The organism is Rhizobium sp. KNZ2-6A, assembly GCF_056755475.1.
Genome location: NZ_JBNDIC010000029.1, coordinates 14,239 through 40,142, shown reverse-complemented (window position 1 = coordinate 40,142; position 25,904 = coordinate 14,239). Strand labels below are relative to the sequence as shown.

Sequence of the window (25,904 nt, the reverse complement as noted above, 5' to 3'; positions counted from 1 at the left end):
ATGGACATGACCTGGAACAACAAAGCCTGGTTCATGCTCATTCCGGTTCTGCTGCTCGTCGGCTTTTCCGCCGTCATTCCGCTGATGACTGTCGTGAACTACTCGGTGCAGGACACGTTCGGCAACAACGTCTTCTTCTGGGCGGGCACGCAATGGTTCGAGGAGATCCTCCATTCCGGCCGCTTCTGGGATTCGATGATCCGCAACCTGATCTTCTCCTTCGTCATCCTGGCGATCGAGGTGCCGCTCGGCATTTTCATCGCCCTCAACATGCCGAAGAAGGGCATCGGCGTTCCCGTCTGCCTCGTCCTGATGGCCCTGCCGCTGCTGATCCCCTGGAACGTCGTCGGCACGATCTGGCAGGTCTTCGGCCGCAGCGACATCGGGCTGATGGGCTATGTGCTGGTCAATCTCGGTATCGACTACAACTATGTCTCCGATCCCGCCGATGCCTGGGCGACGATCATCGTCATGGACGTCTGGCACTGGACGAGCCTCGTCGTGCTGCTCTGCTATGCCGGCCTCGCCTCCATTCCCGACGCCTTCTACCAGGCCGCCAAGATCGACGGCGCCTCGCGCTGGTCCGTCTTCCGCTATATCCAGCTGCCGAAGATGAACCGCGTCCTGCTGATCGCCGTGCTGCTGCGCTTCATGGATAGTTTCATGATCTATACCGAACCCTTCGTCGTGACAGGCGGCGGCCCCGGCAATTCGACGACCTTCCTGTCGATCGATCTCGTGAAGGTGGCGCTCGGCCAGTTCGACCTCGGCCCGGCAGCAGCGATGTCGCTGATCTACTTCCTGATCGTGCTCCTGCTGTCCTGGGTCTTCTACACCGTCATGACCAATTACGATGCGGGAGAAAGCCGATGAGCGGCAAACCCTTCTCCACCACGGCCGATGACGCCGCGATGCACAAGATGGCAGCGTCGGATGCCGCCGCAAATGCCGTCACCGCGACGGGCGCGCAAGTCATCCGTCGCCACGGCGAAAAAGGGCGCTGGTCCTGGCTGGTGCCAACGCTCTATATCGTCTTCCTGCTGCTGCCGATCTATTGGCTCGTCAATATGAGCTTCAAGACCAACGAGGAAATCGTCAGCGGCCTGACGCTCTATCCGCATCAGCCGACTCTGCGCAATTACACGATCATCTTCACCGATCCGTCCTGGTACAAGGGCTATATCAACTCCATCACCTATGTCGTCATGAACATGGTGATCTCGGTCGGCTGCGCCCTTCCTGCTGCTTACGCCTTCTCGCGCTACCGCTTCCTCGGCGACAAGCATGTGTTCTTTTGGCTGCTGACGAACCGCATGGCGCCGCCGGCGGTCTTCGCCCTGCCGTTCTTCCAGCTCTATTCGGCCTTCGGCCTGATCGACACCCATATCGCCGTGGCGCTGGCGCATTGCCTGTTCAACGTGCCGCTGGCGGTCTGGATCCTCGAAGGTTTCATGTCCGGCGTGCCGAAGGAGATCGACGAAACCGCCTATATCGACGGCTATTCGTTCCCGCGCTTCTTCATCAGGATCTTCATTCCCCTGATCGCAAGCGGCATCGGCGTCGCCGCCTTCTTCTGCTTCATGTTCTCCTGGGTGGAACTGCTGATCGCCCGCACTTTGACGACGACCGACGCCAAGCCGATCGCCGCCATCATGACGCGCACGGTATCGGCCGCCGGTATGGACTGGGGCCTGCTTGCCGCCGCCGGCGTGCTGACATTGGTCCCCGGCGCACTCGTCATCTATTTCGTCCGCAACTACATCGCCAAGGGCTTCGCGCTCGGCCGCGTCTAGAGGAAAACCGCCATGAATACAGACTTTTCCTGGATGGCCTGGACGCTGCCGACGGTGCTGTTCTTCGCGACGATCCTGCTGCTTTTGATCGGCATGGCGGTCTGGGAGTATTTTTCGCCAGGCGGCAATCCGCGCCTCGGCATCCTGCGCTTCGAAACGACACGCGGCGACCGGCTGTTCATCTCACTGCTCGGCGCCGCCTTCATCCATCTCGCTTGGCTGGGCCTGGGAGGCCCCAGCCTGTGGTGGGCTCTTGCTCTTTCCGTGGTCTACGCCGCCGGCGTCTTCCGTCTGGTCTGAGCAAACCGATACGGCGGCCGGCGAATCCGGCCGTTCCGAAATGCACTCGCAACCTGTAGGGAGGAATATATGCGAAGACATCTCTTGACGACGACGGCTGTCGCCCTGCTGGCCCTGGCCGGCACGGCCAATGCCGGCATGAACGAGGCCAAGACATTCCTGGACAAGGAGATCGGTGATCTTTCGACGCTCCCACGCGCCGACCAGGAAAAGGAAATGCAGTGGTTCGTCGATGCGGCCAAGCCTTTCCAGGGTATGGAAATCAAGGTCGTTTCGGAAACGCTGACCACGCACCAATATGAATCGCAGGTTCTCGCACCGGCCTTCACCGCCATCACCGGCATCAAGGTCACCCACGACGTCATCCAGGAAGGCGACGTCGTCGAAAAGATCCAGACGCAGATGCAGACCGGCCAGAACCTCTATGACGGCTGGGTCAACGATTCCGACCTGATCGGCACCCATTGGCGCTACAAGCAGGTGCGCAACCTGACGGATTGGATGGCTGGCGAGGGCAAGGACGTCACCAATCCCAATCTCGATGTTGCCGATTTCATCGGCACCAGCTTCACTACCGCTCCGGACAAGAAGCTTTATCAGCTTCCCGACCAGCAGTTCGCCAACCTCTATTGGTTCCGCTATGACTGGTTCAACGACCCAAAGAACAAGGCGGACTTCAAGGCCAAATACGGCTATGAGCTCGGCGTGCCGGTCAACTGGTCGGCCTATGAGGATATTGCCCAGTTCTTCACCGGCCGCGACGTCGACGGCAAGAAGGTCTTCGGCCATATGGACTACGGCAAGAAGGACCCGTCGCTCGGCTGGCGCTTCACCGACGCCTGGCTTTCCATGGCCGGCAACGGCGACAAGGGCCTGCCGAACGGCCTGCCGGTCGACGAATGGGGCATCAAGGTCGATGCCAACTCCCGTCCTGTCGGCTCCTGCGTCGCGCGCGGCGGCGATACCAACGGCCCGGCCGCCGTCTATTCCATCCAGAAATATCTCGACTGGCTGAAGGCTTACGCTCCGGCGGAAGCGCAGGGCATGACCTTCTCGGAATCCGGTCCGGTTCCGTCGCAGGGCAATATCGCCCAGCAGATCTTCTGGTACACGGCCTTCACCGCCGACATGGTCAAGCCCGGCCTGCCGGTCATGAACGCCGACGGCAAGCCGAAGTGGCGCATGGCGCCGTCTCCGCACGGCGTCTACTGGAAGGATGGCATGAAGCTCGGCTATCAGGACGTCGGCTCCTGGACGCTGATGAAGTCGACCCCGGTCGACCGCGCCAAGGCCGCATGGCTCTATGCGCAGTTCGTGACCTCGAAGACGGTGGACGTGAAGAAGAGCCATGTCGGCCTTACCTTCATCCGCGAATCCACCATCCGCGACAAGAGCTTCACCAAGCGTGCGCCTGAACTCGGCGGCCTGATCGAGTTCTATCGCTCGCCGGCCCGCGTGCAGTGGTCGCCGACCGGCACCAACGTTCCGGACTATCCGAAGCTGGCACAGCTGTGGTGGCAGGCGATCGGCGATGCCGCATCGGGTGCCAAGGATGCCCAGGGCGCCATGGATGCACTCTGCGCCGACCAGGAAAAGGTGATGCAGCGCATCGAACGCGCGGGCGTTCAGGGCGATATCGGCCCGAAGCTCGCCCAAGAGCACGATCTTGCCTATTGGAACGCCGATGCCGTCAAGAACGGCCATCTCGCTCCGCAGCTGAAGATCGCCAACGAGAAGGAAAAGCCGGTCACCGTCAACTACGACGAGCTGGTCAAGAGCTGGGCCGACGCGGCGAAATAAACCAGGCTCATGATGCTAGATGGATGCCGGGGCTCGAAAGGGCTCCGGCATTTTTCGTCAGATTGAAAGTCTCGTAAAAATAACGCTGCGATGACTGTCACAGGCTTGACACATTTCCCGCGAGCACGAACTATCCTTATCCGGATCATGATGTCGACACATCATAACCCATTGATATCTAATGGATTTCTGCATAAGGAGAACAGCGTGAGAAACGGATATTTCGGGCGCAGGACGCTCATCACCGCCATTGGCCTTGCCGCCGCCCTGCCGGCTCTCGGTGCCGATCTGCCGGCTCCATTGCCCGACGATAATCTTAATGCCGTTCTATGGGATCAGACATCGGTCGAGGCGCAGGCCAACGCGCTCGGCGCCTACGCGCTCGGCCGCATCAAGCTCGATGAGGCCCTGGCCGACAAGAGCTGGACCGCCGCACCGGTGGAGCAGACGGGCAATTTCCAGGATTTTCCGCCAGCTATCATCCTCGATGTCGATGACACGGTCCTCAACACCTCTGCCTACCAGGCGCACAATATCACAGCCGGCACCAGCTTCACGCCGCAGAGCTGGACACAATACGTCAATGCCCAGCAGGACAAGCCGATCGCTGGTGCGGTAGAATTTACCCAATATGCCGCTTCGAAAGGCGTGAAGGTCTTCTACGTCACCAACCGCACTGCCGATGAAGAAGGCCCGACCGTCGAGGAAATGAAGCGCTTTGGTTTTCCGATGGGCGACAATGTCGACACCTTCCTGAGCGCCAAGGAACAACCGGACTGGGGTTCGGCCAAGGGCACCCGCCGCGCCTTCATCGCCAAGAGCTATCGTATTCTTCTGATGTTTGGCGATAATTTCGGCGACTTTACCGATGACTACAAGGGTAGCGTCGAGGAGCGCCAGAAGGCCTTCGAAGCCAACAAGGCGCATTTCGGCCACGACTGGATCGCCATCGCCAACCCGACCTACGGCTCCTTCGAAAGCGCGCCCTACAAGAGCGACTACAAGCTGCCGCCGGAAGAACAGCGCCGGATGAAGCAGGATGCTTTGACGCCTTGGGATGGGAAGTGACAGCAGAATTCGAGGAGGGCGCGATACCCCCCTCTGTCACTCCGTGACATCTCCCCCACAAGGGGGGAGATTAGTAACCTAGGGCACCGACTCACCTCAAACCAATACTGTATCCGCGGAGACTGAAGCACATTGCACCAACGAAAACGGCTGCGAACTCCCAACGATCTCCCCCCTTGTGGGGGAGATGTCACGAAAGTGACAGAGGGGGGTGAACGCCCTGCAGGTTCAGTGCCTTTGATCAGCTCTTCCGCTTCAATTTCGTCGCACCTTCTTCCACCAGCCGCTTCGCCGCCTCAGCGACCGTGATTTTGCCGAAGGCGAGCTGGTCGGCGACAGGGCGGGCGACGTTCGCGTCGAATTCCTGGGAGCCGAGCGGCGCCGGCACGGGATAGGTGCCGACCTGATCCTTCAGCAGTTCGATATAGTGCACCGTCTGCTGCTCGACCGGATTGAGCGTCGGCAGGATGGCGGCACGCACGGCGGGGGACATCGGCACGCCGCGTTCGACACCGAGGACCTTGCCGGCATCGACATCATTGACGAAGAAATTGATGAATTTCGCCGCCGCTTCACCGTTCTTGCTGGTGGCGCCCACGCTCCAGATCAGCGCCGGGCGATAGTAATGGCCGGAGGGGCCGTCCTTCTTCTCGCGCGGCAGCATAGTGACGGCGAGCTTGCCCTTGACCACGAGCTGGTAGCCGACGAGTTGGTTGGAATAGGCCATGCCGATCGCCGATTTGCCGAGCGCCAGGCAGTTGCTCTCGATGACGTTCTGGTCGAGCGTCTGGACATCGGCGGAGACCGTGCCGCCGCGTTTGCGCAGCTCTTCCCAGTAGCTATACCATTCCTTGGCGTCGTCGACGCCGAAGCCGAGCCCACCCTCCTCGGTAAAGAGACTCTTACCGCGCTGGCGCAGCCAGACGTCGAGCACATAATTGTAGCGTGCGCCATAGGGGCTGCCCCAATAGCCGCGCTTGCCGGCAGCCTTGGTCATTTCTACCGCGAGATCGGCATATTCGGCCCATGTCGTGGTTGGACCGGGCGGCGTCAGGCCGGTCTTCTTGAACATGTCCTCGTCATAGAACATCGCGAAGGAATTCAGCCCGAGGCCAACGCCATAAAGCTTGCCGTCGACCGTGGTCAGCTTCAGCACGTCCTTGCCGAAGCTGTCGATATCCAGCGTCGAGGGCACGAACTGGTCGAGCGGCATGCAGGCGCCGCGTTTCGAATAATCCGAGATCGTGCTCGGCTCGAGCTGGAAAACGTCGGCGATGTTCTGGCTGGCCATTCCCGTCGCGAGCTTGGCCCAGTAACCCTCGCCGCTAATGCTTTCCCCGATGACCGAAAGATCGGGATTCTTGCTGTGAAACAGCTCGGCGACGGCGACCGTGCGCTTGCCACGATCGGGCGAGCCCCACCACATCGCCCGGAGCTGCGTCGCATCGGCAAATGCCGGCATCGCTCCTCCGCCGAAGGCAAGACCCGCAGCGGCTCCGGCGGTTCCGATCATGAACGAACGGCGATTCATGCGCATGAGATTCCTCCTTCTCTTGCGTTGTCATCCGCGGCGATCTCCCCGACGCCTTTCGCGAACAAGGTGGCTTGAAGATATGCAACTTCATTGCGCTGCGCAATAAAAAATCTTTTTATTGCAAATTTGCGTGATTTTGCATAGCGTTTGCACATGAACGATATTCGCACCAAACGTATCAGGCAGGCCGATATTGCCGCCGCCGCAGGCGTCTCCGTCTCGACGGTGTCGAGGGTTCTCACCAACGAGCCCGGCATCAGCGAGACGATCCGTCAGCACATCTTCAAGGTCGCGAGCGATCTCGGCTATCCGCTGAAGACGGCGGCCGAGGCGACCTCAGGCGGACTGGCATTGATCGCCAGCGACAGCGTCACCGGGGGTCTGAGCGTTTTCTACGAAGGCATTCTGGAGGGCCTGCGCGCCGGCGCTGCCGAGCGCGGCATGCGCTTCGACATCCGTCTCGTCCGCGAGGCGAGGACCGAGCCGGAGCTGGTGAAGGAATATCTGCAGGCCGCCGGCGCCGAGGGCCTCTTTCTCGTCGGCATCGACCCGTCGGAAGAGCTATGCCGCTGGCTTGAGGCAAGCGGCACGCCGACCGTGCTCGTCAACGGTACCGACCCGAAACTGATCTTCGACGGCGTTTCGCCCGCGAACTTCTTCGGCGCTTATAACGCAACCCGGCGCCTGCTCGATGCCGGTCACCGCCGCATCCTGCATCTGACCGGCTCGCATCGCCAGACGATCCGCGAGCGCATCCGTGGTTTCGAGGCGGCGGTCGCTTCCGTGGAAGGTGCGGAAGGCCGCATCGTACCGATGAACTTTCGCGGCAGCTCCAGCCAGGAAGCTCACGACGCCACGACCGCGATCCTCGCCGAAAAACGCGGCTTCACCGCCGCCTTCTGCATGAACGATTTCATTGCCGTCGGCGTGCTCGACGCCGTGACCGAAGCCGGCCTGCGCGTGCCGGAAGATTTCGCCGTCGTCGGCTTCGACGATCTGCCCTGCGCCCTGATGACCAATCCCCGGCTGGCAACCATGCGCGTCGACCGCGCAGCCCTCGGCCGGGAAGCCATCGGTCTGATGATCGCGCGCTTCCGCGACCGCGATGCGCCGGCACGCCAGATTTGCCACGGCGTTGCACCGGTCGCCGGAGGCACGCTGCCACCCGAAACCTGAAGCCAATCCCGCCGCGGAAACGATCGAGAAGGCCGAACCGATGATCTATGACCCCGCCAGCACCAATCCGCTCGCCGGCAACCCGCTGAAGACCCTTGCCGACATGCGCCGCGCGCTGACCGACCTGTTCGATCCACTGCTCCCCTATTTCTCTGAAGGCAATGCCCGCGTCCGCATCGATGCCGCGGGCGCGCATTTCGATCGCGCCGCCGCCGATCTCGAAGGTTTCGCCCGTCCGCTCTGGGGCCTTGCGCCGCTCGGCGCCGGCGGCGGCGACTTCACCCATTGGGACCGTTATGCCGAGGGCCTCGCCAACGGCGTCGACCCGAAACATCCGGAATATTGGGGCACGGTCAACGGCCGCGATCAGCGCATGGTCGAGCTCGCCGCCCTCGGCTTCGCGCTTGCCCTCGTGCCGGAAAAGATCTGGGAGCCGCTCGATCAGCGCGCGCGCGACAATCTGATCGCCTATCTCAAGCATGCCCGCACCTTCGACTACGCCGACAACAATTGGAAATTCTTCCGCATCTTCGTGGACATCGCGCTTGACCGCCTTGGCGCCTCCTTCGACCGCAGCCTGACGGAAAACTACCTGAACGAACTCGACGGCTTCTACATTGCCGATGGCTGGTATCGCGACGGCAATATCAGGCGCATCGATCACTATATCCCCTTCGCCATGCATTTTTACGGGCTGATCTATTCCAAGCTGGTGGATGATGATCGCGCCGAGCGCTACCGCGAGCGCGCCGTGCTATTTGCCAAGGATTTCCGCCATTGGTTCGCGCCCGATGGCGCCGCCATCCCCTTCGGCCGCAGCCTGACCTACCGCTTCGCCTGCGCCGGCTTCTGGTCGGCGCTCGCCTTCGCCGATGTCGAGGCGCTGCCATGGGGCGAAATCAAGGGCCTGTGCCTCAGACACCTGCGCTGGTGGGCCGACAAGCCGATCGCCCATCGCGACGGCACCCTGCCTATCGGCTTTGCCTATCCCAACCTGCTGATGTCGGAGAACTATAATTCCGCCGGCTCGCCCTACTGGGCCTTCAAGGCTTTCCTGCCACTGGCGCTGCCCGAGACGCATCCGTTCTGGGCCGCCGAAGAAAAGTCGCCAGAAAATGAGCCGGCTATCATCCCGCAGAAGCATCCCGGCATGGTCCTGATGCGCGGCAAGGCCGATGTCGTCGCGCTTTCCTCCGGCCAGGAAAACCAGCAGATGCGCTTCGGCGCGGAGAAATATTCGAAATTCGCCTATTCCGCCCGCTATGGCTTCAGCATCGAAAGCGATGAGCGCATCTTTGCCGGCGGCGCCTTCGACAGCGTGCTCGCCTTCAGCGATGACGGCCTGCACTACCGCGTGCGCGAAACCAATCAGGAAGCGAAGCTCGCCGGCGATACGCTCTACGCCAAATGGTCGCCATACCCCGACGTGACGGTGGAGACATGGCTCATCCCCGCCTCGCCCTGGCATATCCGCCTGCACAAGATCATCACGCCGCGTCCGCTGCAGACAGCCGAAGGCGGCTTCGCCATCGCAAGGCGCGATTTCGAAGCCGATACGCTCTCTTCCGAAGCCGATGCCGCCTATGCCATCGGCGAAGAGGATTTCAGCGGCATTCTCGACCTTGGCTCGACGATCAAGCGCGACGGCATCGCGCAGAAGGCACCGCCGAACACCAATCTCATCGTCGCGAAGACCCTGGTGCCGCAGCTGCGAGGCACGGTCCCAGCGGGCGAGACCATTCTGGTCTCGGCCGTGCTCGCGGAGAAGGACCCATCCGCCATTGATAATGCGTGGAGGAAACCGCCTACCAAGCCCGATATCGATGCCCTGCGCGCCCTCGTCAAAGACAAGGGTATCACGGTCAGCGCTATCGAGGCGCCGGGTCGCCTGCCATGACGCAATTTGCTTCCGGCCGCCCAGCCATCGCCTTCGCCATGCAGCCATCACGCACGCAGCACGTCCTGCCGGACACGCTCATCCGGCGCCTCGAAACCACCGGCCACGTGCTCGACGCCGCACCGATGCAGAACTTCAGCGACGAACGTGCGGCCAAGCTGCTGGCGGAAACCGAAATCCTGATCACCGGCTGGGGCTCGCCGACGATCGACGCCACCGCGCTTGCCCAGGCGCCGCATCTGAAGCTGGTGGTCCACGCCGCCGGCACGGTGAAGGGCCTGCTCGGGGATAGCCTGTTCGATCGCGGCATCCTGGTCAGTCATGCCGCCCAGGCCAACGCCCTGCCGGTCGCCGAATTCACGCTTGCCGCCATTATCTTTGCCGGCAAGAAGGTTTTTCAGTTTCGTGATCTCTATGTTGCCGATCGCAACCGCAAGCGGACGCAGCCGATCAATGCCGAGGCCATCGGCAATTACGGCCGCACGGTCGGCATCATCGGCGCCTCGAGAATCGGCCGTCGCGTAATCGAGCTGCTTGCCCCCTTCGACTACCGCATCCTGCTTTACGACCCGATGGTCAGTGACGCCGAGGCGGCCGGGTTAGGCGTGGAGAAAGCCGAACTGGACGCCCTGATGGCAACAGCCGACATCATCTCGCTGCATGCGCCTTCGCTGCCTGCCACACGGCACATGATCGACGAGCAACGCCTCTCGCTGATGAAGGACGGGGCGACATTCATTAATACCGCACGCGGAGCGCTGGTCGATGAAGCCGCCCTGATCGCCATTCTCAAGACCGGCCGCATCGACGCGATCATCGACGTCACCGATCCGGAAATTCCGGAGGCCACCTCGGTGCTTTATGAGTTGCCGAATGTCTTCCTGACACCGCATATCGCCGGCGCCGTCGGGCTGGAACGGACCCGCCTCGGCGAGATGGCGGTGGATGAAGCGGTCCGCTTCATCGAGGGCAAGCCATTGCTCTATGAAATCCGCCGCGAGGATATGGCGCTGATGGCATGACGCGGCGCAGCAAACCATGAAAACACCCTGAAATCGCCCCATTTCGGCACAGGCAAACAACCCGTTTTTAATCATTCCGCGCTAGCAATCTCATAAGCGTGGGTCCGCCAAAAGCTCGGTCTCGAACTTTTGGAAAGGATCATGCGCCGGCAGGTTGTTGCTGCGTATCTCGTGCCACTGAAAGACGCACGGCGCAGCAATGAAGAGGTTCTAGTAATGCGTACCCGCGTCCTTTCCATTCTGGCCGTAATGCTGCTTAGCGTGCTGGCAGGCTGCGCCACCGCACCGTCGCGCACCCGCAACATCTGCGCGATCTTCGACCAGCGTGATGGCTGGTTCAACAACTGGCAGCGAGCTGCCGAACGCACGGAACGCAAATATGGCGTGCCGGTGCCGATCCTCATGGCGACGATCTATACCGAATCCGGCTTCCGGCCGCGCGCGCGGCCACCGAGACGCTATCTGCTCGGCTTCATTCCTTGGAAACGCCCGACGACGGCCTATGGCTATTCGCAGGCCCTCGACGGCACCTGGGACAAGTACAAGCGCGAGACCGGCAACTGGACGGCAAGCCGCACCAATTTCTCCGACGCCATCGATTTCGTCGGCTGGTATCACTACCAGACCCACCTGCAGACCGGCATTGCGCTGAACGATTCCTACGATCTCTATCTCGCCTATTATTCTGGCGCCAAGGGCTATCTGCAGGGATCGTGGCGCGGCAATGGCACGGCGCTCGCCGGCGCCAAGCGCTTCAATGGCATGACCAGGATCTACGCACAGCAGCTGCCGAGCTGCAGCTGATCGATTGGATGGCTGGCGCCGCAAGCCCTAAGGCCGCGGCTCCAAAAGATTCAGGCCATCATCCTCGCCCCATATATCGGCAATCGACACCTGCTGGCCGGTTCGGCTGCTCTGCAGCGCGGCAATGCCGCACAGGACCGACATCGCACCAGCGCGCGAACCGGCACGCTGCTTCAGCTCGTCGTTCGGGCCGGAGCGCAAAATCATGTTGCGCAGCCGATCGTCGCCGCCATAATGGCCGCCGGACGAATGCGGCACCCATATGCGTTCGACATCGCCGAAATTCTTCATGATGACGATCTCGTCCGCCGGCGGCGTCGTCCAGTTCTGCTTCTCATACTGCCTGAGCTCGATGCGGCCCTTGTGGCCGTTGAAAGCGATGTGGTGTCCTTCGATCGGCATATAGGTATTGAGGGAATAGGAAACGTTGACGCCGTTGCGATAACGGATGGATGCGACCATCGTATCCGGAATATCGATGTCCTCGCGGAAGACGCAGGCATCGCGCACATAGCCGTCGATGGCGGACGGTTCCTCATAGAGACTTTCGAGCAGCGGCGTAGCGCTGATATCAAGATAATAGTCGCACTCGTCCTTGTAGCGACAGGTGCGACAGCGCTCGCCGCGGAAGGGACCCTTGCGGCCGTAATGCTTGAGATCGGCAAAGGCTGCCACCGTTTCCGGATCGGAATCCAGATACCAGTTCAGAAGATCGAAATGGTGCGTCGCCTTGTGAACGAAAAGGCTGCCGGAATTCTCGACGTAAGCATGCCAGCGGCGGAAGTAATCGGCACCATGGCTGGTGTCGAGATACCAGTGGAAGTCGACTGACGTGACGTCGCCGATGACGCCGGAATTGAGCAGCTCCTTGATCTTCGCGGCCGTCGGCGCGAAGCGGTAGTTGAAGGAAACATCCAGCCGTTTGCCGGTGCGCGCCTCGGCATTGAGGATGCGCTTGATCTTATCGACGGTCGTCGTCATCGGCTTCTCGCTGACGACATCGGCGCCGGCTTCCATCGCCTTGACGATCAGATCGTCATGGGTCGAATCGCGGGTGCAGACGATGACGAGATCCGGCTTTTCCGTTCGCAGCAGCTCGTCGAAATCGGTATAGATGGGCACCGATGCACCGATATAGTCGAGCGCCCGCTTTGCCCGCATGGCGTTGAGATCACACACCGCGACGAGCTCGACCTCGTTACTCCAGCGCTCAACCAGATCCTTGCCCCACATGGTCGCGCCACGGTTTCCCGTGCCGACCAGAGCGTAGCGTTTCTTCGATGACGACTGCATGTCTCTTCCTCCAGAGTCTGCAAATGACGATGTAAGGCCTCGCCGGCTGGAATTTACTTCGGCAAAAGCCCCTCACCCCAACCCTCTCCCCGCTCGCGGGGAGAGGGGCTATTCCACCAATCGGCGCCGTTGGGTCGTAAGCTCGAATTTTTCTCCGTCGTCCCCTCTCCCCGCGAGCGGGGAGAGGGCTAGGGTGAGGGGCAGCGCTCGATAGGAGCAGCCTATTCCTAGCCGGGTACTTATCTCGGCGACCTCTCCATTGCCGCCCAATCCGGCTCGACCGACGAACCGAGACCGACAGCACTGATAACGGAACCGATGGCAAGCTGCCCCGCCTCGATCCGCAGCCGCGTGCGGCCATTGCTGACGCGGTAGAGATCGGAATGGACCTCGGCAAAGGCTGCCTGCTCCGCCTCGGGCGCGCCGGCCATGCCGTCGACGTAGTGATGACCGTTGCGTTCGATATGCGTCATGCCGATGAGGGAAGCGAGCGCCAGATCCTGCTGCACGGCAAGGCCGCCCTGCGTCGTCAGGTCCTCCGCCGACATGAAATAGAGAATACCGTCTTCGGCACTCCATTTGGCGACGCGCGCCCGGTTCAATAGCGAGCGATAGAACCCTTTGCAGGATTTCGAGGATATGCCGGTATAGCCGAGCCGCCTCGCCGTGACGAAGGCATCGATATCCGCATCGGATTCGTCGATCTCCACCGGTTTGAAGGCGGCCAGCGCCTTCACCGGCTTCTCGAAAGCATGGGCGCGGGCGATCGGCTGCTCGACAAACAGGATCGAGGCCGCAAATCTTGCCAGTCTCGGCTCATCCTTCACGCGGGAAAGCAGATCGGCGACGGCCTCGGCGGATGAAAACTGTTCATTGCCATCAAGCGTCACCGAGTAGCTGGGCACCTTGGCATCGATAACGGCAGCGATGCGGCAGAGACGATCGATATCGGGCTCCGGAGCGCCGGAAACCTTGACCTTGAAGAAGGTCAGGCCATAGGCATCGATCGCCTCTTCGAAACTCTCCGGCAGGCCGTCGTTCAGGCGCTCGTTTGCCGGAATATCGCCTGCTGCGATGGCGTCGACCAGACCGACCGTGTGGCGGGCGGCAAGGCTCGCTGCCGGCTGCAAGGTCGCGAGGAAGCCGGAGAGGTCGAAGCCCGAGAGATCGCGCGCGGTGGAGGCATCGATGCCGGGGCGGTTCGCCTTGATCGCCTGCGCGACCGTCAGCCCTTCCAGCCGGCAGAGGGCATCGAGAACAGCCCGGTTGGCAAGCGCCAAACCGAAGGAGGCGACGAGGCCATTCAGCTTCTCAGCCGCCGCCCGAGCATGATGCGGCGCCTCGATGGCTGCGTGCAGACCGAAAGCCGTTTCCGACCCCGCGCTCCTCAGCGCATCGAGGGCCAGAGCCAGCGAACGGCGCAGCTGGTCTTCATTGTCGGCATTGGAAAGCTCTGGCGACTTGTCGAACCATTTCGGCACCATCAGCTCGGCCGCCATGCCCTCGGCAGAGCGCCCTTTCTCATCCGCGATGCGCACGCGCAAAAAAATCTGCCGCGCCTCCCGCAAGGTCGCCGCCCCGAAACGAAAGGGAAGCCGCAGCTTGACAGGGCGCTCGAATGTCTCGGCCGCGACAAGCCTGATTTTCAATGGATCGGTCATGGTTTAGGCGGCTCCTGTTATGGTCAGGCAAGTCTGTTTGCGCAGGCATTGGTACAAATGGCCCCTCACCCCAGCCCTCTCCCCGCATGCGGGGAGAGGGAGTTTTCCGGCCTGCGCCAGGTCCAGTTCGAAACCGGTAACGGCCAACTGGCTTGCTTTGTCGCCCCCTCTCCCCGTTTCAGCGGGGAGAGGGCTGGGGTGAGGGGCCATTTGGATAGTTGCAGAAGAAGTTCTTCACATCGCCGACCACGTCATACATTGTGGCCAACACGCTTCACGCTATCTCCTCCATGCCCGGTTCCCTCCAGAACCAGGAAAAGCAATGCCTGGCCATCCAAGCAATGTAACCATATGGTTACAAGATCGCGCTTTCCCTTAAGGCTTGTCAATCACCTTTTGAAAATTTCTCCAAACCACCAAGTCAGAATCATCTACGCCCGGATCGAAGCAAGCGTGACGGCAACGATATGCTCGCCCCAGGCATTGAGCGCATCCTGGCTCGTCAGCTTGCGCGCAAAAATCGTCGACAGCGTGTGCCGGTTCGACAAATAGAAGAAGCCGAGCGCGGCGATCGTCAGATAGACGGAGACCGGATCGACCGCCGGACGGAAGATGCCGGCCGCCTCGCCGCGAAGCAGCACGTCCGAGAGTTCGTCGATCAGGTGCGAATGCATGGCCGAGACCTTCTCGGACCGTTGCAGGTAATGCGCGTGATGCAGATTTTCGGTGGCAAGCAGGCTTAGAAACTCGGGATGCGCGAGAAAATGCCGCCAGGTGAACAGGGCGAGTTCCCGCATTCCCTCCTCTGGATGGCGACGCGAGAGGTCGAGCTGCTTCTCGGCATTGCGGATCGTCGCATAGGTCGCCTCCAGCACGGCGAGATAGAGCCCCTCCTTGTCGCCGAAATAATGATAGAGCATCCGCTTGTTGCTTTGTGCCCGCGCCGCGATCGCATCCACCCGGGCACCGCCGAAACCATGCGCGGCAAATTCCTCCGTCGCTGCTTCCAGGATCGTCGCATGGGTGCGTTGCGGATTGCGCGATACCTTCCTCGATCGCGTCTTTCCGGTCTTGTCGACGTCGGCTTCTGCTTTATTTTCAGTCTGTTGTCTCGCCCTGGCCGCCATCGACGATCTCCCTCCCGATCGGGGTTACGGCAATAGAAGCCGCCGCCGCGCATAGGCCCGTTTTGATTGTGACGCGATTGGCGCTTGACAGCGGTCACGTTTCTATCCAACTTGTAACCAAATAGTTATATCATGCAAAGCAGTTCGTAAATCATCGGTTCACTGGGGAGGAGACCAGGATGACGTTGACGATCGACCGCCGGCAGTTGCTAGCCGGCATGGCAGCCACACTTGCTTTCAGCGGCATCGGGCTTTCCCGCGCCAATGCGGCAACCGCGATGCGCCTTCTTTGGTGGGGATCGAAGGAGCGAAGCGACCGTACATTTGCAGCGGTCAAGGCCTATCAGGCGAAGAACCCGGACATCACCATCGCCGGCGAATCCTTCGGCTGGGACAGCTACTGGACGCGCCTCGCCACCCAGACCGGCGGCGGCAATGCGCCCGACCTCATCCAGATGGATTATCGCTACATCTTCGAATATGCCCGCCGCGGCGCGCTGCTCGACATGACGCCCTATCTCGGCAAGAGCCTGGCGATCGAGGATTTCGGCCCTGCCAACATCGATTCCGGCAAGGTCGACAACAAGATCTACGGCGTCAGCCTCGGCGTGAATTCCTCGATGGTGGTGGTCAATACGGCCGCCTGGAGCGAAGCCGGCGTCGAGCCGCCGCATGACGGCATGACCTGGGAACAGCTCGGCGATGCCTGCGCCAAGGTGACATCAGCCAAGAAACGCCGCGGCTTCTACGGCACGGCGGATGCAAGCGGCGGGGAGCCGGCCTTCGAATGCTGGCTGCGCCAGCGCGGCAAGGCGCTCTATACCGCCGACGGCAAGCTCGCCTTTGAGGCCAAGGATGCCGCCGACTGGTTCGATTTCTGGGGTCATATGCGCAAGATGGGCGCCTGCGTGCCGGCCGACGTCCAGGCGCTGGATCAACAGACCCTCGAAACCGACATGCTCGTGACCAGGAAGGCGGCAGTCAGCTACGCTCACTCTAACCAGTTCGTCGCCATCCAGGGCCTCGTCAAGGAAAAGATCGACCTGGTCGCCTATCCGAGCAACCCTGACAGCAAGCCCGGCCAGTATCTGAAGCCGTCGATGCTGATGTCGGTTTCGGCAACCTCGGCAAACAAGGATGCGGCCGTCGCCTTCGTCAATTTCCTGGTGGAGGACCCGGACGGCGCCAAGACGCTCGGCGTCGAGCGCGGCGTTCCCGCCTCACCGAAGATCCGCGATTTGCTGACGCCCGCTCTGGATGAGACAAGCAAGAAGGTGGTCGATTATATCGGCCGGCTGACGTCGCGTGTCGGAGCACTGCCGCCGTCTCCACCCAACGGCGCTGGCGAGAATTCATTCCTTTTGAAGAAGATCGCCGAGGAGGCGGCTTTCGGCAAGACCAGCACACAGGACGCTGGCGCGAAATTCACCGAACAGGCAGCAGCAAACATTACGCGAGGCTGATACCGTGGGTACACACAGCAAGAGCGTTGCCGGCGGCTTGGCTGTCGGCGCGCGCGCGCCGTTGCGCGTGGAAACCGCCTATAAGGCGCCGAGCGCGTTTTCGCGCAACGCACCCGGCTATCTCTTCCTTCTGCCGTGGTTCATCGGCTTCTTCGGACTGACCCTCGGGCCGGCAATCGCCTCGCTCTATCTGTCCTTCACCGATTATAATCTTCTCCAGGCGCCGAACATGGTCGGGCTGGACAATTACGTGCGGATCGCGACGGCGGACGACAAATTCCTATCGTCGATGAAGGTGACGCTGTTCTATGTCGTCTGTTCCGTGCCGCTGAAGCTCGCCTTCGCACTGCTGGTGGCGCTGCTGCTCAACCGCGGCATTAAGGGTCTGCCGGTCTATCGCGCCATCTTCTACCTGCCGTCGCTGCTAGGCTCCAGCGTCGCGATCGCCGTGCTGTGGCGGCAAATCTTCGATGCCGACGGTATCGTCAACACCCTGCTCTGGTACGCCTTCGGCATCAACGGCCCGAGCTGGATCTCCAATCCGGACTATTCGCTCTATACGCTTGTCATTCTCGCCATCTGGCAGTTCGGATCGCCGATGATCATTTTCCTGGCCGGCCTGCGCCAGATCCCGACCGATCTCTATGAGGCCGCCAGTCTCGACGGCGCCTCCAAGGCGCGGATCTTCTTCAAGATCACCCTGCCGCTTCTGACGCCTGTCATTTTCTTCAATGCCGTGGTCCAGACGATCGACGCCTTCAAGGCCTTCACGCCGGCCTATGTGATTTCCTCCGGCACTGGCGGGCCGATCGATTCGACGCTGTTCTACACACTCTACCTCTACCAGGAAGCCTTCGGCTATTTCCGTATGGGCTATGCCGCGGCCCTCGCCTGGGTCCTGGTTGCTATCATCGCCATCTTCACCGCCTTCTCCTTCCTCTCCGCTCGTTATTGGGTCCACTACGATGACTGACGCGAAGCTCACCCATTTTGCCGAGGACATGAAGCCGCCGCGCGAACGCCCGTGGTTCCTCTCCGTCCTCATCCACATCGCCCTTATCACCGCGTCGATCGTGATGCTCTATCCGCTGCTGTGGATGCTTTCAGGCTCGATCAAGGACCAGAACGAGATCTTCGGCACGGCATCGCTGATCCCCTCGCACTTCGATTTCAGCTCCTATGCCCGCGGCTGGTTCGGCGGCCAGGTCACCTTCGGCAAATTCGTCTGGAATTCCGCGGTCATCGCCGTGCTTTCGGTCATCGGCAACGTGATTTCCTGCTCGCTGGCGGCCTATGCCTTCGCGCGGCTGAATTTCTGGGGCAAGAATTTCTGGTTCGCCCTGATGCTGGGCACGCTGATGCTGCCCTATCACGTCACGCTGATCCCGCAATATATCCTCTTCCTGAAGCTCGGCTGGGTGAAGACCATGCTGCCGCTCGTCGTCCCGAAATTCCTCGCGGTCGACGCCTTCTTCATCTTCCTGATGGTGCAGTTCTTTCGCGGCATCCCGCGCGAGCTGGACGAGGCCGCGATGATGGACGGCTGCAGCCCATGGCGCATCTACTGGCGCATCATGCTGCCCCTGTCGCTTCCGGTTCTTGCGACGGCCGCCATCTTCTCCTTCATCTGGACCTGGGACGATTTCTTCGGGCCGCTGATCTACCTCTCCGACATCAACACCTACACAGTACAGCTCGGTCTTCGCTCCTTCGTGGATTCCACCGGAAGTTCCGACTGGAGCAGCCTGTTTGCCATGTCGAGCTTGTCGCTGATCCCGGTCTTCCTGATCTTCCTCTTCTTCCAGAGACTGCTGATCGACGGCATCGCAACCGCCGGCCTCAAGCGCTGATTATGAACCCTGCGGTCCCGAGTACCCAAGGTTCGGGATCGTAACCAAAGAAATCCATTGAAAGGAAATGTCGCATGAGCGCGCTGCGCTTCGCCGCCATCGGCCTCAATCACGATCACATCTACGGGCAGGTCAACGTCATGCTGCGGGCCGGCGCCGAACTCGTCGCCTTCCATGCAGTGGAAGACGATCTCGCCGCTGTCTTCGCCGAGCGTTTCCCGCAGGCACGACGCGTTGTCGAAAAAAGGGAAATCCTCGAGGATAGCTCCATCGCGCTGATCGTCAGCGCCGCGATTTCCAGCGAGCGCGCCGGCCTTGCCATCGAGGCCATGCGCCACGGCAAGGACGTGATGCTCGACAAGCCGGGCATGGTGACGCTCGACCAGTTGGCAGAGGTGCGAAAAGTACAGGCCGAGACCAGGCGCATCGTCTCCATTCTCTATTCCGAACATTTCGAGACGGCATCGACCGTCAAGGCCGGCGAGCTGGTGAAGGCCGGCGCCATCGGCAAGGTCATCCATACGACGGGCCTCGGACCCCATAGGCTCCGCAAACCGACCCGGCCGGACTGGTTCTTCGATCGCAAGCGCTATGGCGGCATCATCGCCGATATCGCCTCGCATCAATGCGAACAGTTCCTGTTCTTCGCGGACTCGCTGGAAGCCGAAGTGCTGTCGGCGACGGTTTCCAACCGCGCCAATCCGGAAACGCCGGGGCTGCAGGACTACGGCGATTTCCATGTGAGGACGCCTGATGTCACCGGCTATGTCCGCGTCGACTGGTTCACACCGGACGGGCTTTCCACCTGGGGCGACGGCCGCCTCTTCATTGTCGGCACCGAAGGCACGATCGAGCTGCGCAAATATATCGACGTCGCCGGCCGGCCGGGCACCGATCATCTCTTCCTCACCGACCGCAAGGGCATGCAGCATATCGATTGCAGCGGCCTTGACCTGCCCTATGGCCGCCAGCTTGTCGCCGACATAAGAGACCGTACCGAAACGGCGATGGGCCAGGAACATTGCTTCAAGGCCATGGAGCTGGCGCTGAAGGCGCAGGCGCTCGCCGAGGCAACATCGCTCAACAGCATTCAAAGGTAATTGCGATATGTCCGACGTAAAGAAAGTCGCGATCATCGGTCTTGGCATCGGCCGCTCCCACATCGTCGAAGGCTATTTGCCGCATTCTGACCGTTTCGAGGTCGCGGTTCTCTGCGATCTCAACGAGGAACGCCTGAACGCCGTCGGCGATGAATTCGGCATCGCGAGACGCCTCAAGGATTTCTCCGAAGTCCTTAACATGCCCGATATCGACATCATCGACATCTGCACGCCGCCCGGCTCGCATTTCCAGCTGATCATGCAGGCGCTTGCAGCCGGCAAGCATGTGGTCTGCGAAAAGCCGCTCGTGGGATCGCTGGCCGATGTCGATGCCGTTATCGCCGCCGAAAAGACAGCCAAGGGCCGGCTGATGCCGATCTTCCAGTATCGCTACGGCGACGGTATTCAGAAGGCGAAGCGCATCATCGCTTCGGGTATTGCCGGCAAGCCCTATGTTGCCACGTCGGAGACGCATTGGGTGCGCGGCGCCGACTATTATGCTGTCCCCTGGCGCGGCAAGTGGGACACCGAACTCGGCGGCGTTCTGATGACGCACTCCATCCATCTGCACGACATGCTGACCTATCTGATGGGGCCGATCGCAGGCCTCTTCGGCCGCGTCGCCACCCGCGTCAACGATATCGAGGTCGAGGATTGCGCCAGCGCCAGCTTGCTGATGGAGAACGGTGCGCTCGCCACCATCAGCGCCACGCTCGGCTCGCAGGAGCAGATCAGCCGCCTGCGCCTCGCCTTCGAAAACGTGCTTATCGAAAGCAACCACGAGCCCTACAGCCCCGGTCAGGACCCATGGAAGATTGTCCCCGCCAATGACGAGATCGGCGCGAAGATCGATGCACTGCTCGCCGATTGGTCGCCGATCCCCAACCGTTTCAACACGCAGATGAAGCTGTTCCACAAAGCGCTGGTGTCGGGCGGACCGCTGCCGGTGACGACCGCCGATGCACGCCAGGCGCTGGAACTGGTTACAGCCTTCTATGAATCGTCGGAAACGCGCGCCGAAGTCCGCTTCCCCGTCGGGCCGGAAGCCAAGAAATACAAGAGCTGGAGGCCGTCATGAACGTTGCCCCGCGAGCCATCAGGACCAATAAGGAGGAAGCACCCATGGCGACAAGCGTCTCGCTGCAGAAGGTCATCAAGCGCTATGGCGAGCTTCAGGTGGTTCATGGCATCGACCTGGAAATCGAGCCGGGGGAGTTCACCGTCTTCGTCGGCCCTTCCGGCTGCGGCAAGTCCACGCTCCTGCGCATGATCGCCGGGCTGGAGCCGATTTCCGGCGGCGGGCTTTATCTCGACGGCAGTCGCATGAACGATGTCCCCGCCTCCAAGCGCGGCATCGCCATGGTCTTCCAGTCCTATGCGCTCTATCCGCATATGAGCGTCTACAAGAACCTGGCTTTCGGCCTCGAAACCGCCGGCATGAAGAAGCATGAGATCCAGCCGCGTGTCGAAAAGGCGGCCGAGGTCCTGCAGATCACCCAGCTTCTCCAACGCAAGCCGAAGCAGCTCTCCGGCGGCCAGCGCCAGCGTGTCGCCATCGGCCGCGCCATCGTGCGCGAGCCCAACATCTTCCTCTTCGACGAGCCGCTTTCGAACCTCGACGCCGAACTGCGCGTGCAAATGCGCGTCGAGATCGCCCGCCTGCACCAGCGCCTCGGCAACACCATGATCTACGTCACCCACGACCAGACCGAGGCCATGACCATGGCCGACAAGATCGTTGTGCTCAATGGCGGCAAGATCGAACAGGTCGGCGCGCCGCTCGATCTCTACAACAAGCCCAAGAACAAGTTCGTCGCCGGCTTCATCGGCTCGCCGAAAATGAACTTCCTCGACGCGAAAGTCGTCGCTTCCGACGACGGCTCCGCTGTCATCGATCTCGCCGGCCAGACGGTCCGCCTGCCGCGCCGGCTGGGCGGACTCCAGCCCGGACAGCCCGTGACCCTCGGCGCCCGCCCGGAACATCTGAATGTCGGCGATCGCGGTCTAGCACTCGGCAACGCCCGCGTGGATCTCGTCGAGCACCTCGGCGGCCAGACGATCCTCTATGTCACGCTGCATGGCGGTCAGGCGCTGACGGTTGCGCTTGAAGATCAACAGAGCATCCGCGCCGGCGAAACGGTCAGCATCCATATCGATCCCGAGCGCTGCCATTTGTTCGGGCCGGATGGGGTGACTTTGTAGGAGCATGTTGAAGCGGGTAGGGCCTATCTCGCCGTCCTGAGCTTGCCGAAAGGGGCGGGCGAGAAAGTAAAAACTTAGGATTAGGCGAGGGCTCGTCCCTCGTCTAATTCTTAGTTTGTACAAGAGCGGGGGTAGGCATGGACGCAATCAGCGTCCAGTTTATTGGTGCAAGAAACGGACCCCCCTCTCTTGCAATTTCAATGGCTTAGAAATTGCGCTGAGCTTTTGAGCACGCTAAGCCTCCAGTGTCGCAATTCCTAAACCAGTGAAATTGCTTTCTCGCCCGCCAAGGGCGAGATGCCCCCCTCAAACCTCGACGATCCGACGGCTGCCAATCCCGCGGATCTGGCCGGATGGAATGACATCGGCCGGAACGCCCTCCCGTCGGTACAGCCGAAGCCGCCGGCTGCCCGGTGCAAGATGGAACCAGTCATCTTCGGCGCGATAGGCTTCCAGATCGATTTGCACCGATTGCGCCAACCGATCGCTGCTCAACTCGAGAAACCAGTCCTCGCCTTCCAACACCGCCGACGCCGTGATCTCCGCATCGTGGAACGCCTTGGTGCGCCCGAGCGGAAAATAGAAGGCCTCAGCGATGACGGCGCCGGTCGCCGATGCTGTCAGCCGCGCCACCGTGACGTCATGCGACGGCGAGCCGAAGCGGAAGGCATAGGTCGTGTCGAAGAAGGCGCCGAAAAGTTCAGTACAGGCTATCTTTTGCTTGCCACCAGCTTCGAGCACCAGATCGCGGCCACCACCGACGACGATCTGGCGACCGTCGCGCAGGCAGGAGACCTCGACGGTCAGGTCAAGCGCTGCATCGCTCTCATTGATGACATGCACATCGAGACCATTGGTGCCCTCATCCATGAGCAGCACCTGCACCGACCGGAAGGCGCGCCGCAGCGCGTACCAGACCGGCTTCGGCTCCCCGGTCGAATCGAGAACGCCCCAGCCGGCGCCGGGAAGCAGGTCCTGCAGCGTCCAGACAAGCGCGCCGTTGCAGCCGGAGCCCTGGCGCCGCCACTCGGCATAGGTCTCCTCGGCCACTTCGCCGGTCACGGCGCGTGAGAGGTTGAGATAGAGATCCGAATCCTCCCGCCGCAATCGGCTAGGTTCGAAGCCGTAAAGCTCCTGAAGATAATGATCGCGCACATCCTCGAAATCCCAGGATGCGCCGCGATCACGCGGCACGCGCTCCTTCCATAGCGGGCTATGAACCGCAGGGACCGGCAGATGCTGGCCAAGCGTGCGGGCTTGCGGCACATGCGCGAAAGCCAAGCTCTCAGCGGCAAAGCGGACGTTGGCGCGGCGGGCATCGGCAAGCGGCCGCATATAGGCGCCGACGCCGTAATAATGCGTCACGCCAGCATTCGGCGAAAACGGCATCGGTCCGCCGGACGGCGAATTGACGACATAGGGTACATCCGGCCGCAGCGATTGCACCAATGGCGGGATGATCTCTTCGACAACAGGGCTTTTCCAGAACTGCTCGGGTAGGCCCATCATGGCCGCCTGCTGATGGATCTCGCTGCCGCCGCAAAGGACAGCCAGCGACGGCGACAAACGCGTGCGGCTCAGAAGCTGCGCAACCTCGGCCTCGACATGGGCGTTGAACGCCTTGTCGTTCTTCGGATAGTCGAAATTGGCAAACATGAAATCCTGCCAGACCATCAGGCCGAGTTCGTCGCAAAGGCGGAAGAATTCGGGCGTCTCATAGGCCATGGTGCCGCCGATGCGGATCATGTTCATGCCGGCGTCAACCGCCAGCCGCAGCCAGTTTTCGTAATCGTCGCGACCACCGGGCAGGCGCACGATATCGGCGGTAGTCCACACAGCACCCCGGCAGAAAATCCGCTCGCCATTGATGATCAGGGCGAAATCCCGCCCGTCGGCACCGCGATCGACCGACAGCCGGCGAAAACCCGTCTGCCCGAGCGCATGCTCGATGCCATCGACGACAAGCGTGACATCATGGAGCTGCGGCACGCCATGCGTCTGCGGCCACCAGGGCGCCACATCGGGAATTTTCAGGATTGCCGTATAGCGGCCCGCACCGGCCTTCTCGAAAGCCTGCTCCGCCTCTCCGCACTTCAGCACCAGCTCATTGATATCGGCCTCGATCGAAAGCGAGGCATAAAGCCTACCCTCGCCATTTTCGAGCAGGTCCGGCCGCAGCGAGAGATCACGAATAACGGGCGCGCTCGGCCGCAGCCGCGAAATCGGCCGCCAGGGACCGACGGCCTGAACCTCGGGGCACCAGCCAGGCATATGGCCAAGCAGCGTCGTGCGCACCATCCGCAGCCCTTGCGGCGTGATCATCTGCGGCCGCCAGCGGGCGCGAGGTCCAGGTTCTGAGAGTTTCGGCTCCAGCGCGCGGAAGCAGAGCGCCAGTTCGTCGCCGCCAAGCAGGGTGACGTCGATGTCATGAGCCTCGAACATGCTTTCGGAAACAACAATCTGCTGGCCGTTGAGAAAGACTTCGCAAAGCGTCGCGAGCCCCTCCAGTCGCAGGACCGCATCGCCGGCCTCGGCGTCCACCAAACGGCAGATGTACCAGGCATCGCGGTCGTGGAGAGGCTGGGGCCTCGTCCGGTCGAAACGCCCGGCCTTTTCCAGCGCTTCCGCCACAGTGCCCGGCACCGGTGCCGGGATGAAGCCTGACGTCAGCGGCACATCGGATGGCGAGATGCAGGTGCCCGCGTCCGTCAATACCAGATTCCAACCCTCGCTCAGCCGCATTCCGCCGCCGAGATCCGCCAAGCGCCCGCCCATGACATCTTCCGGGGATTTCCCCCGCCCCAATATTTCCAGAATGACCCAGCCGTATCGCAATCGAACGCAAGCCCGTCAAAGCTTCCGTTCGAGCTCGCTCATCATGGCATCCCATGCATCGGCGGCCGGATCAAGCGCTGTGCGCAATGGCTCGAATTTCTTGCGCGTGATGGCGCGGGCAAGCTGAAACTGCACCGACTTTGCCGCTTCGGAGATTTTCCGTGCCTCACCCGCCGTTTCGGACAGATCGGCCGAGAGCCAATCGAAGTGACTGCCGGCCAGCTCAAAATTGGCGCCAAGCTGGCGCAGCGTGTTGAACGCGTATTTATGGAAAAAACCGAAGGGCCGTTCGGCGATCGCCTCCACCTGCGCGGGGAAAATCTCGGCGAAGGCGCGGATTGGATTGGCTTGCGGCCGGCGGCGGAAATGGAAGGAGAGAAGCTGCCGAGCCGTCTCGCGGATGGCGGCTTCGGCCGGTGCCTTCTCCGGGAATTTCGCAAATTCTGTATAGGGCAGGAAGGGCAGGTCCTCATCCGTCAGATGCAGCTGGAAGAGCCCGTCGAAATCCTCGCCCGACAGCCGGAAGAACCCGCCATTGTGGAAGTAATCGAGCGTCCGGCCCTCCATGTTGAGCCGGTTGATCGCCACCGTCGTCTTGCCGTGTTCGCGACGATAGCCGACCCCTTGAGTATCCGGCATGAAGAAGGAATCCATCTCGACCAGGCAGAGCCGGCCGCGGCCGATCTGCTCGGCGACATGGTTCTGAACCTTGTCGTAGATCGCAAGCTCGGTGCAGCGCACGCCATAGAGCGCTTCCAGATCCTCGAGCGGCACCTTGAAGAAGGTGAACTGATCGCCCTCGAAATCCTGTGTCAGCGTAAAGCCGAGCATGGCTTCCGGCGGCAGCTTCAGGCTCGAAAGCACTTCGATCCAGAGATCGATGTAGCAGTTGGTCTCGGGCCACATGCGCTCGCTGTCGTGCAGCGCATGTGGCTTGTAGGCGGCAGGATCCAGTCCCTGAAACACGGCAGCCATGAGT

21 protein-coding genes are annotated in these 25,904 nt (G+C 61.4%); 15 read left to right on the top strand and 6 right to left on the bottom strand.

Annotation, left to right across the window (positions count from 1 at the left end):
* From ACPYOP_RS19805 to ACPYOP_RS19785, 5 genes are all read left to right on the top strand, one after another.
* The gene (locus ACPYOP_RS19805) at positions 1-873 is read left to right on the top strand and encodes a carbohydrate ABC transporter permease (RefSeq protein WP_481412041.1); all 873 of its coding nucleotides are present in this window, start codon (positions 1-3) and stop codon (positions 871-873) included.
* 47 nt (positions 874-920) lie between these two features.
* Positions 921-1,793 (top strand): carbohydrate ABC transporter permease, encoded by an 873-nt coding sequence (locus ACPYOP_RS19800; RefSeq protein WP_481412082.1) that lies wholly within the window; start codon positions 921-923, stop codon positions 1,791-1,793.
* Positions 1,794-1,805: 12 nt separating this feature from the next.
* Positions 1,806-2,093 carry a DUF2160 domain-containing protein gene (locus tag ACPYOP_RS19795; RefSeq protein ID WP_481412040.1) on the top strand — a complete coding sequence of 96 codons (288 nt, stop codon included), beginning with the start codon at positions 1,806-1,808 and terminating at the stop codon, positions 2,091-2,093.
* Between the two features lie 69 nt (positions 2,094-2,162).
* Positions 2,163-3,893 carry an ABC transporter substrate-binding protein gene (locus ACPYOP_RS19790; RefSeq protein WP_481412039.1) on the top strand — a complete coding sequence of 577 codons (1,731 nt, stop codon included), beginning with the start codon at positions 2,163-2,165 and terminating at the stop codon, positions 3,891-3,893.
* Positions 3,894-4,100: 207 nt separating this feature from the next.
* Positions 4,101-4,961 carry a 5'-nucleotidase, lipoprotein e(P4) family gene (locus ACPYOP_RS19785; RefSeq protein ID WP_481412038.1) on the top strand — a complete coding sequence of 287 codons (861 nt, stop codon included), beginning with the start codon at positions 4,101-4,103 and terminating at the stop codon, positions 4,959-4,961.
* A gap of 241 nt (positions 4,962-5,202) precedes the next feature.
* Here the strand turns inward: ACPYOP_RS19785 and ACPYOP_RS19780 are convergent, their stop codons facing one another.
* Positions 5,203-6,498, bottom strand: a complete 1,296-nt coding sequence (locus tag ACPYOP_RS19780) for an ABC transporter substrate-binding protein (RefSeq protein ID WP_481412037.1) — start codon at positions 6,496-6,498, stop codon at positions 5,203-5,205.
* Positions 6,499-6,648: 150 nt separating this feature from the next.
* Here ACPYOP_RS19780 and ACPYOP_RS19775 point away from each other — a divergent pair, with 150 nt between their 5' ends.
* From ACPYOP_RS19775 to ACPYOP_RS19760, 4 genes are all read left to right on the top strand, one after another.
* A complete protein-coding gene (locus ACPYOP_RS19775) occupies positions 6,649-7,671 on the top strand; it encodes a LacI family DNA-binding transcriptional regulator (RefSeq protein ID WP_481412036.1) in 1,023 nt (340 codons plus the stop codon).
* A 40-nt stretch (positions 7,672-7,711) separates the two neighbouring features.
* Positions 7,712-9,568: a DUF2264 domain-containing protein gene (locus ACPYOP_RS19770; protein WP_481412035.1), complete on the top strand. Its 1,857-nt coding sequence runs from the start codon at positions 7,712-7,714 to the stop codon at positions 9,566-9,568.
* Complete coding sequence (locus tag ACPYOP_RS19765) at positions 9,565-10,590, top strand: hydroxyacid dehydrogenase (protein ID WP_481412034.1); 1,026 nt, start codon at positions 9,565-9,567, stop codon at positions 10,588-10,590. Before ACPYOP_RS19770 ends, ACPYOP_RS19765 begins: the two co-directional genes overlap by 4 nt.
* Positions 10,591-10,806: 216 nt before the next feature.
* The gene (locus ACPYOP_RS19760; RefSeq protein ID WP_481412081.1) at positions 10,807-11,394 is read left to right on the top strand and encodes a transglycosylase SLT domain-containing protein; all 588 of its coding nucleotides are present in this window, start codon (positions 10,807-10,809) and stop codon (positions 11,392-11,394) included.
* 27 nt (positions 11,395-11,421) lie between these two features.
* Here the strand turns inward: ACPYOP_RS19760 and ACPYOP_RS19755 are convergent, their stop codons facing one another.
* From ACPYOP_RS19755 to ACPYOP_RS19745, 3 genes are all read right to left on the bottom strand, one after another.
* Positions 11,422-12,687, bottom strand: coding sequence for a Gfo/Idh/MocA family protein (locus ACPYOP_RS19755; RefSeq protein ID WP_481412033.1), 1,266 nt, complete (start codon positions 12,685-12,687; stop codon positions 11,422-11,424).
* Between the two features lie 239 nt (positions 12,688-12,926).
* Complete coding sequence (locus tag ACPYOP_RS19750) at positions 12,927-14,348, bottom strand: enolase-like domain-containing protein (protein WP_481412032.1); 1,422 nt, start codon at positions 14,346-14,348, stop codon at positions 12,927-12,929.
* Positions 14,349-14,779: 431 nt separating this feature from the next.
* Positions 14,780-15,475 carry a TetR/AcrR family transcriptional regulator gene (locus ACPYOP_RS19745; protein ID WP_481412031.1) on the bottom strand — a complete coding sequence of 232 codons (696 nt, stop codon included), beginning with the start codon at positions 15,473-15,475 and terminating at the stop codon, positions 14,780-14,782.
* 179 nt (positions 15,476-15,654) lie between these two features.
* Between ACPYOP_RS19745 and ACPYOP_RS19740 the strand changes: the two genes are divergently transcribed.
* From ACPYOP_RS19740 to ACPYOP_RS19715, 6 genes are all read left to right on the top strand, one after another.
* The gene (locus ACPYOP_RS19740; RefSeq protein ID WP_481412030.1) at positions 15,655-16,938 is read left to right on the top strand and encodes an ABC transporter substrate-binding protein; all 1,284 of its coding nucleotides are present in this window, start codon (positions 15,655-15,657) and stop codon (positions 16,936-16,938) included.
* A gap of 61 nt (positions 16,939-16,999) precedes the next feature.
* Entirely contained in the window at positions 17,000-17,911 is a 912-nt protein-coding gene (locus tag ACPYOP_RS19735; protein WP_481412080.1) for a carbohydrate ABC transporter permease, read from the top strand.
* The gene (locus ACPYOP_RS19730) at positions 17,904-18,788 is read left to right on the top strand and encodes a carbohydrate ABC transporter permease (RefSeq protein ID WP_481412029.1); all 885 of its coding nucleotides are present in this window, start codon (positions 17,904-17,906) and stop codon (positions 18,786-18,788) included. Before ACPYOP_RS19735 ends, ACPYOP_RS19730 begins: the two co-directional genes overlap by 8 nt.
* A gap of 74 nt (positions 18,789-18,862) precedes the next feature.
* A complete protein-coding gene (locus ACPYOP_RS19725; protein WP_481412028.1) occupies positions 18,863-19,888 on the top strand; it encodes a Gfo/Idh/MocA family protein in 1,026 nt (341 codons plus the stop codon).
* 7 nt (positions 19,889-19,895) lie between these two features.
* Positions 19,896-20,966 carry a Gfo/Idh/MocA family protein gene (locus ACPYOP_RS19720; protein WP_481412027.1) on the top strand — a complete coding sequence of 357 codons (1,071 nt, stop codon included), beginning with the start codon at positions 19,896-19,898 and terminating at the stop codon, positions 20,964-20,966.
* A gap of 44 nt (positions 20,967-21,010) precedes the next feature.
* Positions 21,011-22,090, top strand: a complete 1,080-nt coding sequence (locus ACPYOP_RS19715) for an ABC transporter ATP-binding protein (protein WP_481412026.1) — start codon at positions 21,011-21,013, stop codon at positions 22,088-22,090.
* Positions 22,091-22,396: 306 nt separating this feature from the next.
* On the opposite strand, the gene ACPYOP_RS19710 is transcribed toward ACPYOP_RS19715, so the two are convergent.
* Both ACPYOP_RS19710 and ACPYOP_RS19705 read right to left on the bottom strand, forming a co-directional pair.
* On the bottom strand, positions 22,397-24,865 hold the full coding sequence (locus tag ACPYOP_RS19710; RefSeq protein WP_481412025.1) for a glycoside hydrolase family 2 protein: 2,469 nt from the start codon (positions 24,863-24,865) through the stop codon (positions 22,397-22,399).
* A gap of 75 nt (positions 24,866-24,940) precedes the next feature.
* On the bottom strand, positions 24,941-25,900 hold the full coding sequence (locus ACPYOP_RS19705; RefSeq protein ID WP_481412024.1) for a DUF1839 family protein: 960 nt from the start codon (positions 25,898-25,900) through the stop codon (positions 24,941-24,943).
* Positions 25,901-25,904: the final 4 nt, after the last annotated feature.

What these genes read in the sequence shown, in the direction of transcription:
- ACPYOP_RS19710 (WP_481412025.1), bottom strand. Translation starts at nt 24,865, where the DNA reads ATGGGCGGGCGCTTGGCGGATCTCGGCGGCGGAATGCGGCTGAGCGAG.
- ACPYOP_RS19750 (WP_481412032.1), bottom strand. Translation starts at nt 14,348, where the DNA reads ATGACCGATCCATTGAAAATCAGGCTTGTCGCGGCCGAGACATTCGAG.
- ACPYOP_RS19745 (WP_481412031.1), bottom strand. Translation starts at nt 15,475, where the DNA reads ATGGCGGCCAGGGCGAGACAACAGACTGAAAATAAAGCAGAAGCCGAC.
- ACPYOP_RS19775 (WP_481412036.1), top strand. Translation starts at nt 6,649, where the DNA reads ATGAACGATATTCGCACCAAACGTATCAGGCAGGCCGATATTGCCGCC.
- ACPYOP_RS19755 (WP_481412033.1), bottom strand. Translation starts at nt 12,687, where the DNA reads ATGCAGTCGTCATCGAAGAAACGCTACGCTCTGGTCGGCACGGGAAAC.
- ACPYOP_RS19805 (WP_481412041.1), top strand. Translation starts at nt 1, where the DNA reads ATGGACATGACCTGGAACAACAAAGCCTGGTTCATGCTCATTCCGGTT.
- ACPYOP_RS19795 (WP_481412040.1), top strand. Translation starts at nt 1,806, where the DNA reads ATGAATACAGACTTTTCCTGGATGGCCTGGACGCTGCCGACGGTGCTG.
- ACPYOP_RS19760 (WP_481412081.1), top strand. Translation starts at nt 10,807, where the DNA reads ATGCGTACCCGCGTCCTTTCCATTCTGGCCGTAATGCTGCTTAGCGTG.
- ACPYOP_RS19740 (WP_481412030.1), top strand. Translation starts at nt 15,655, where the DNA reads ATGACGTTGACGATCGACCGCCGGCAGTTGCTAGCCGGCATGGCAGCC.
- ACPYOP_RS19705 (WP_481412024.1), bottom strand. Translation starts at nt 25,900, where the DNA reads ATGGCTGCCGTGTTTCAGGGACTGGATCCTGCCGCCTACAAGCCACAT.
- ACPYOP_RS19800 (WP_481412082.1), top strand. Translation starts at nt 921, where the DNA reads ATGGCAGCGTCGGATGCCGCCGCAAATGCCGTCACCGCGACGGGCGCG.
- ACPYOP_RS19730 (WP_481412029.1), top strand. Translation starts at nt 17,904, where the DNA reads ATGACTGACGCGAAGCTCACCCATTTTGCCGAGGACATGAAGCCGCCG.
- ACPYOP_RS19780 (WP_481412037.1), bottom strand. Translation starts at nt 6,498, where the DNA reads ATGCGCATGAATCGCCGTTCGTTCATGATCGGAACCGCCGGAGCCGCT.
- ACPYOP_RS19770 (WP_481412035.1), top strand. Translation starts at nt 7,712, where the DNA reads ATGATCTATGACCCCGCCAGCACCAATCCGCTCGCCGGCAACCCGCTG.
- ACPYOP_RS19725 (WP_481412028.1), top strand. Translation starts at nt 18,863, where the DNA reads ATGAGCGCGCTGCGCTTCGCCGCCATCGGCCTCAATCACGATCACATC.
- ACPYOP_RS19720 (WP_481412027.1), top strand. Translation starts at nt 19,896, where the DNA reads ATGTCCGACGTAAAGAAAGTCGCGATCATCGGTCTTGGCATCGGCCGC.
- ACPYOP_RS19790 (WP_481412039.1), top strand. Translation starts at nt 2,163, where the DNA reads ATGCGAAGACATCTCTTGACGACGACGGCTGTCGCCCTGCTGGCCCTG.
- ACPYOP_RS19765 (WP_481412034.1), top strand. Translation starts at nt 9,565, where the DNA reads ATGACGCAATTTGCTTCCGGCCGCCCAGCCATCGCCTTCGCCATGCAG.
- ACPYOP_RS19715 (WP_481412026.1), top strand. Translation starts at nt 21,011, where the DNA reads ATGGCGACAAGCGTCTCGCTGCAGAAGGTCATCAAGCGCTATGGCGAG.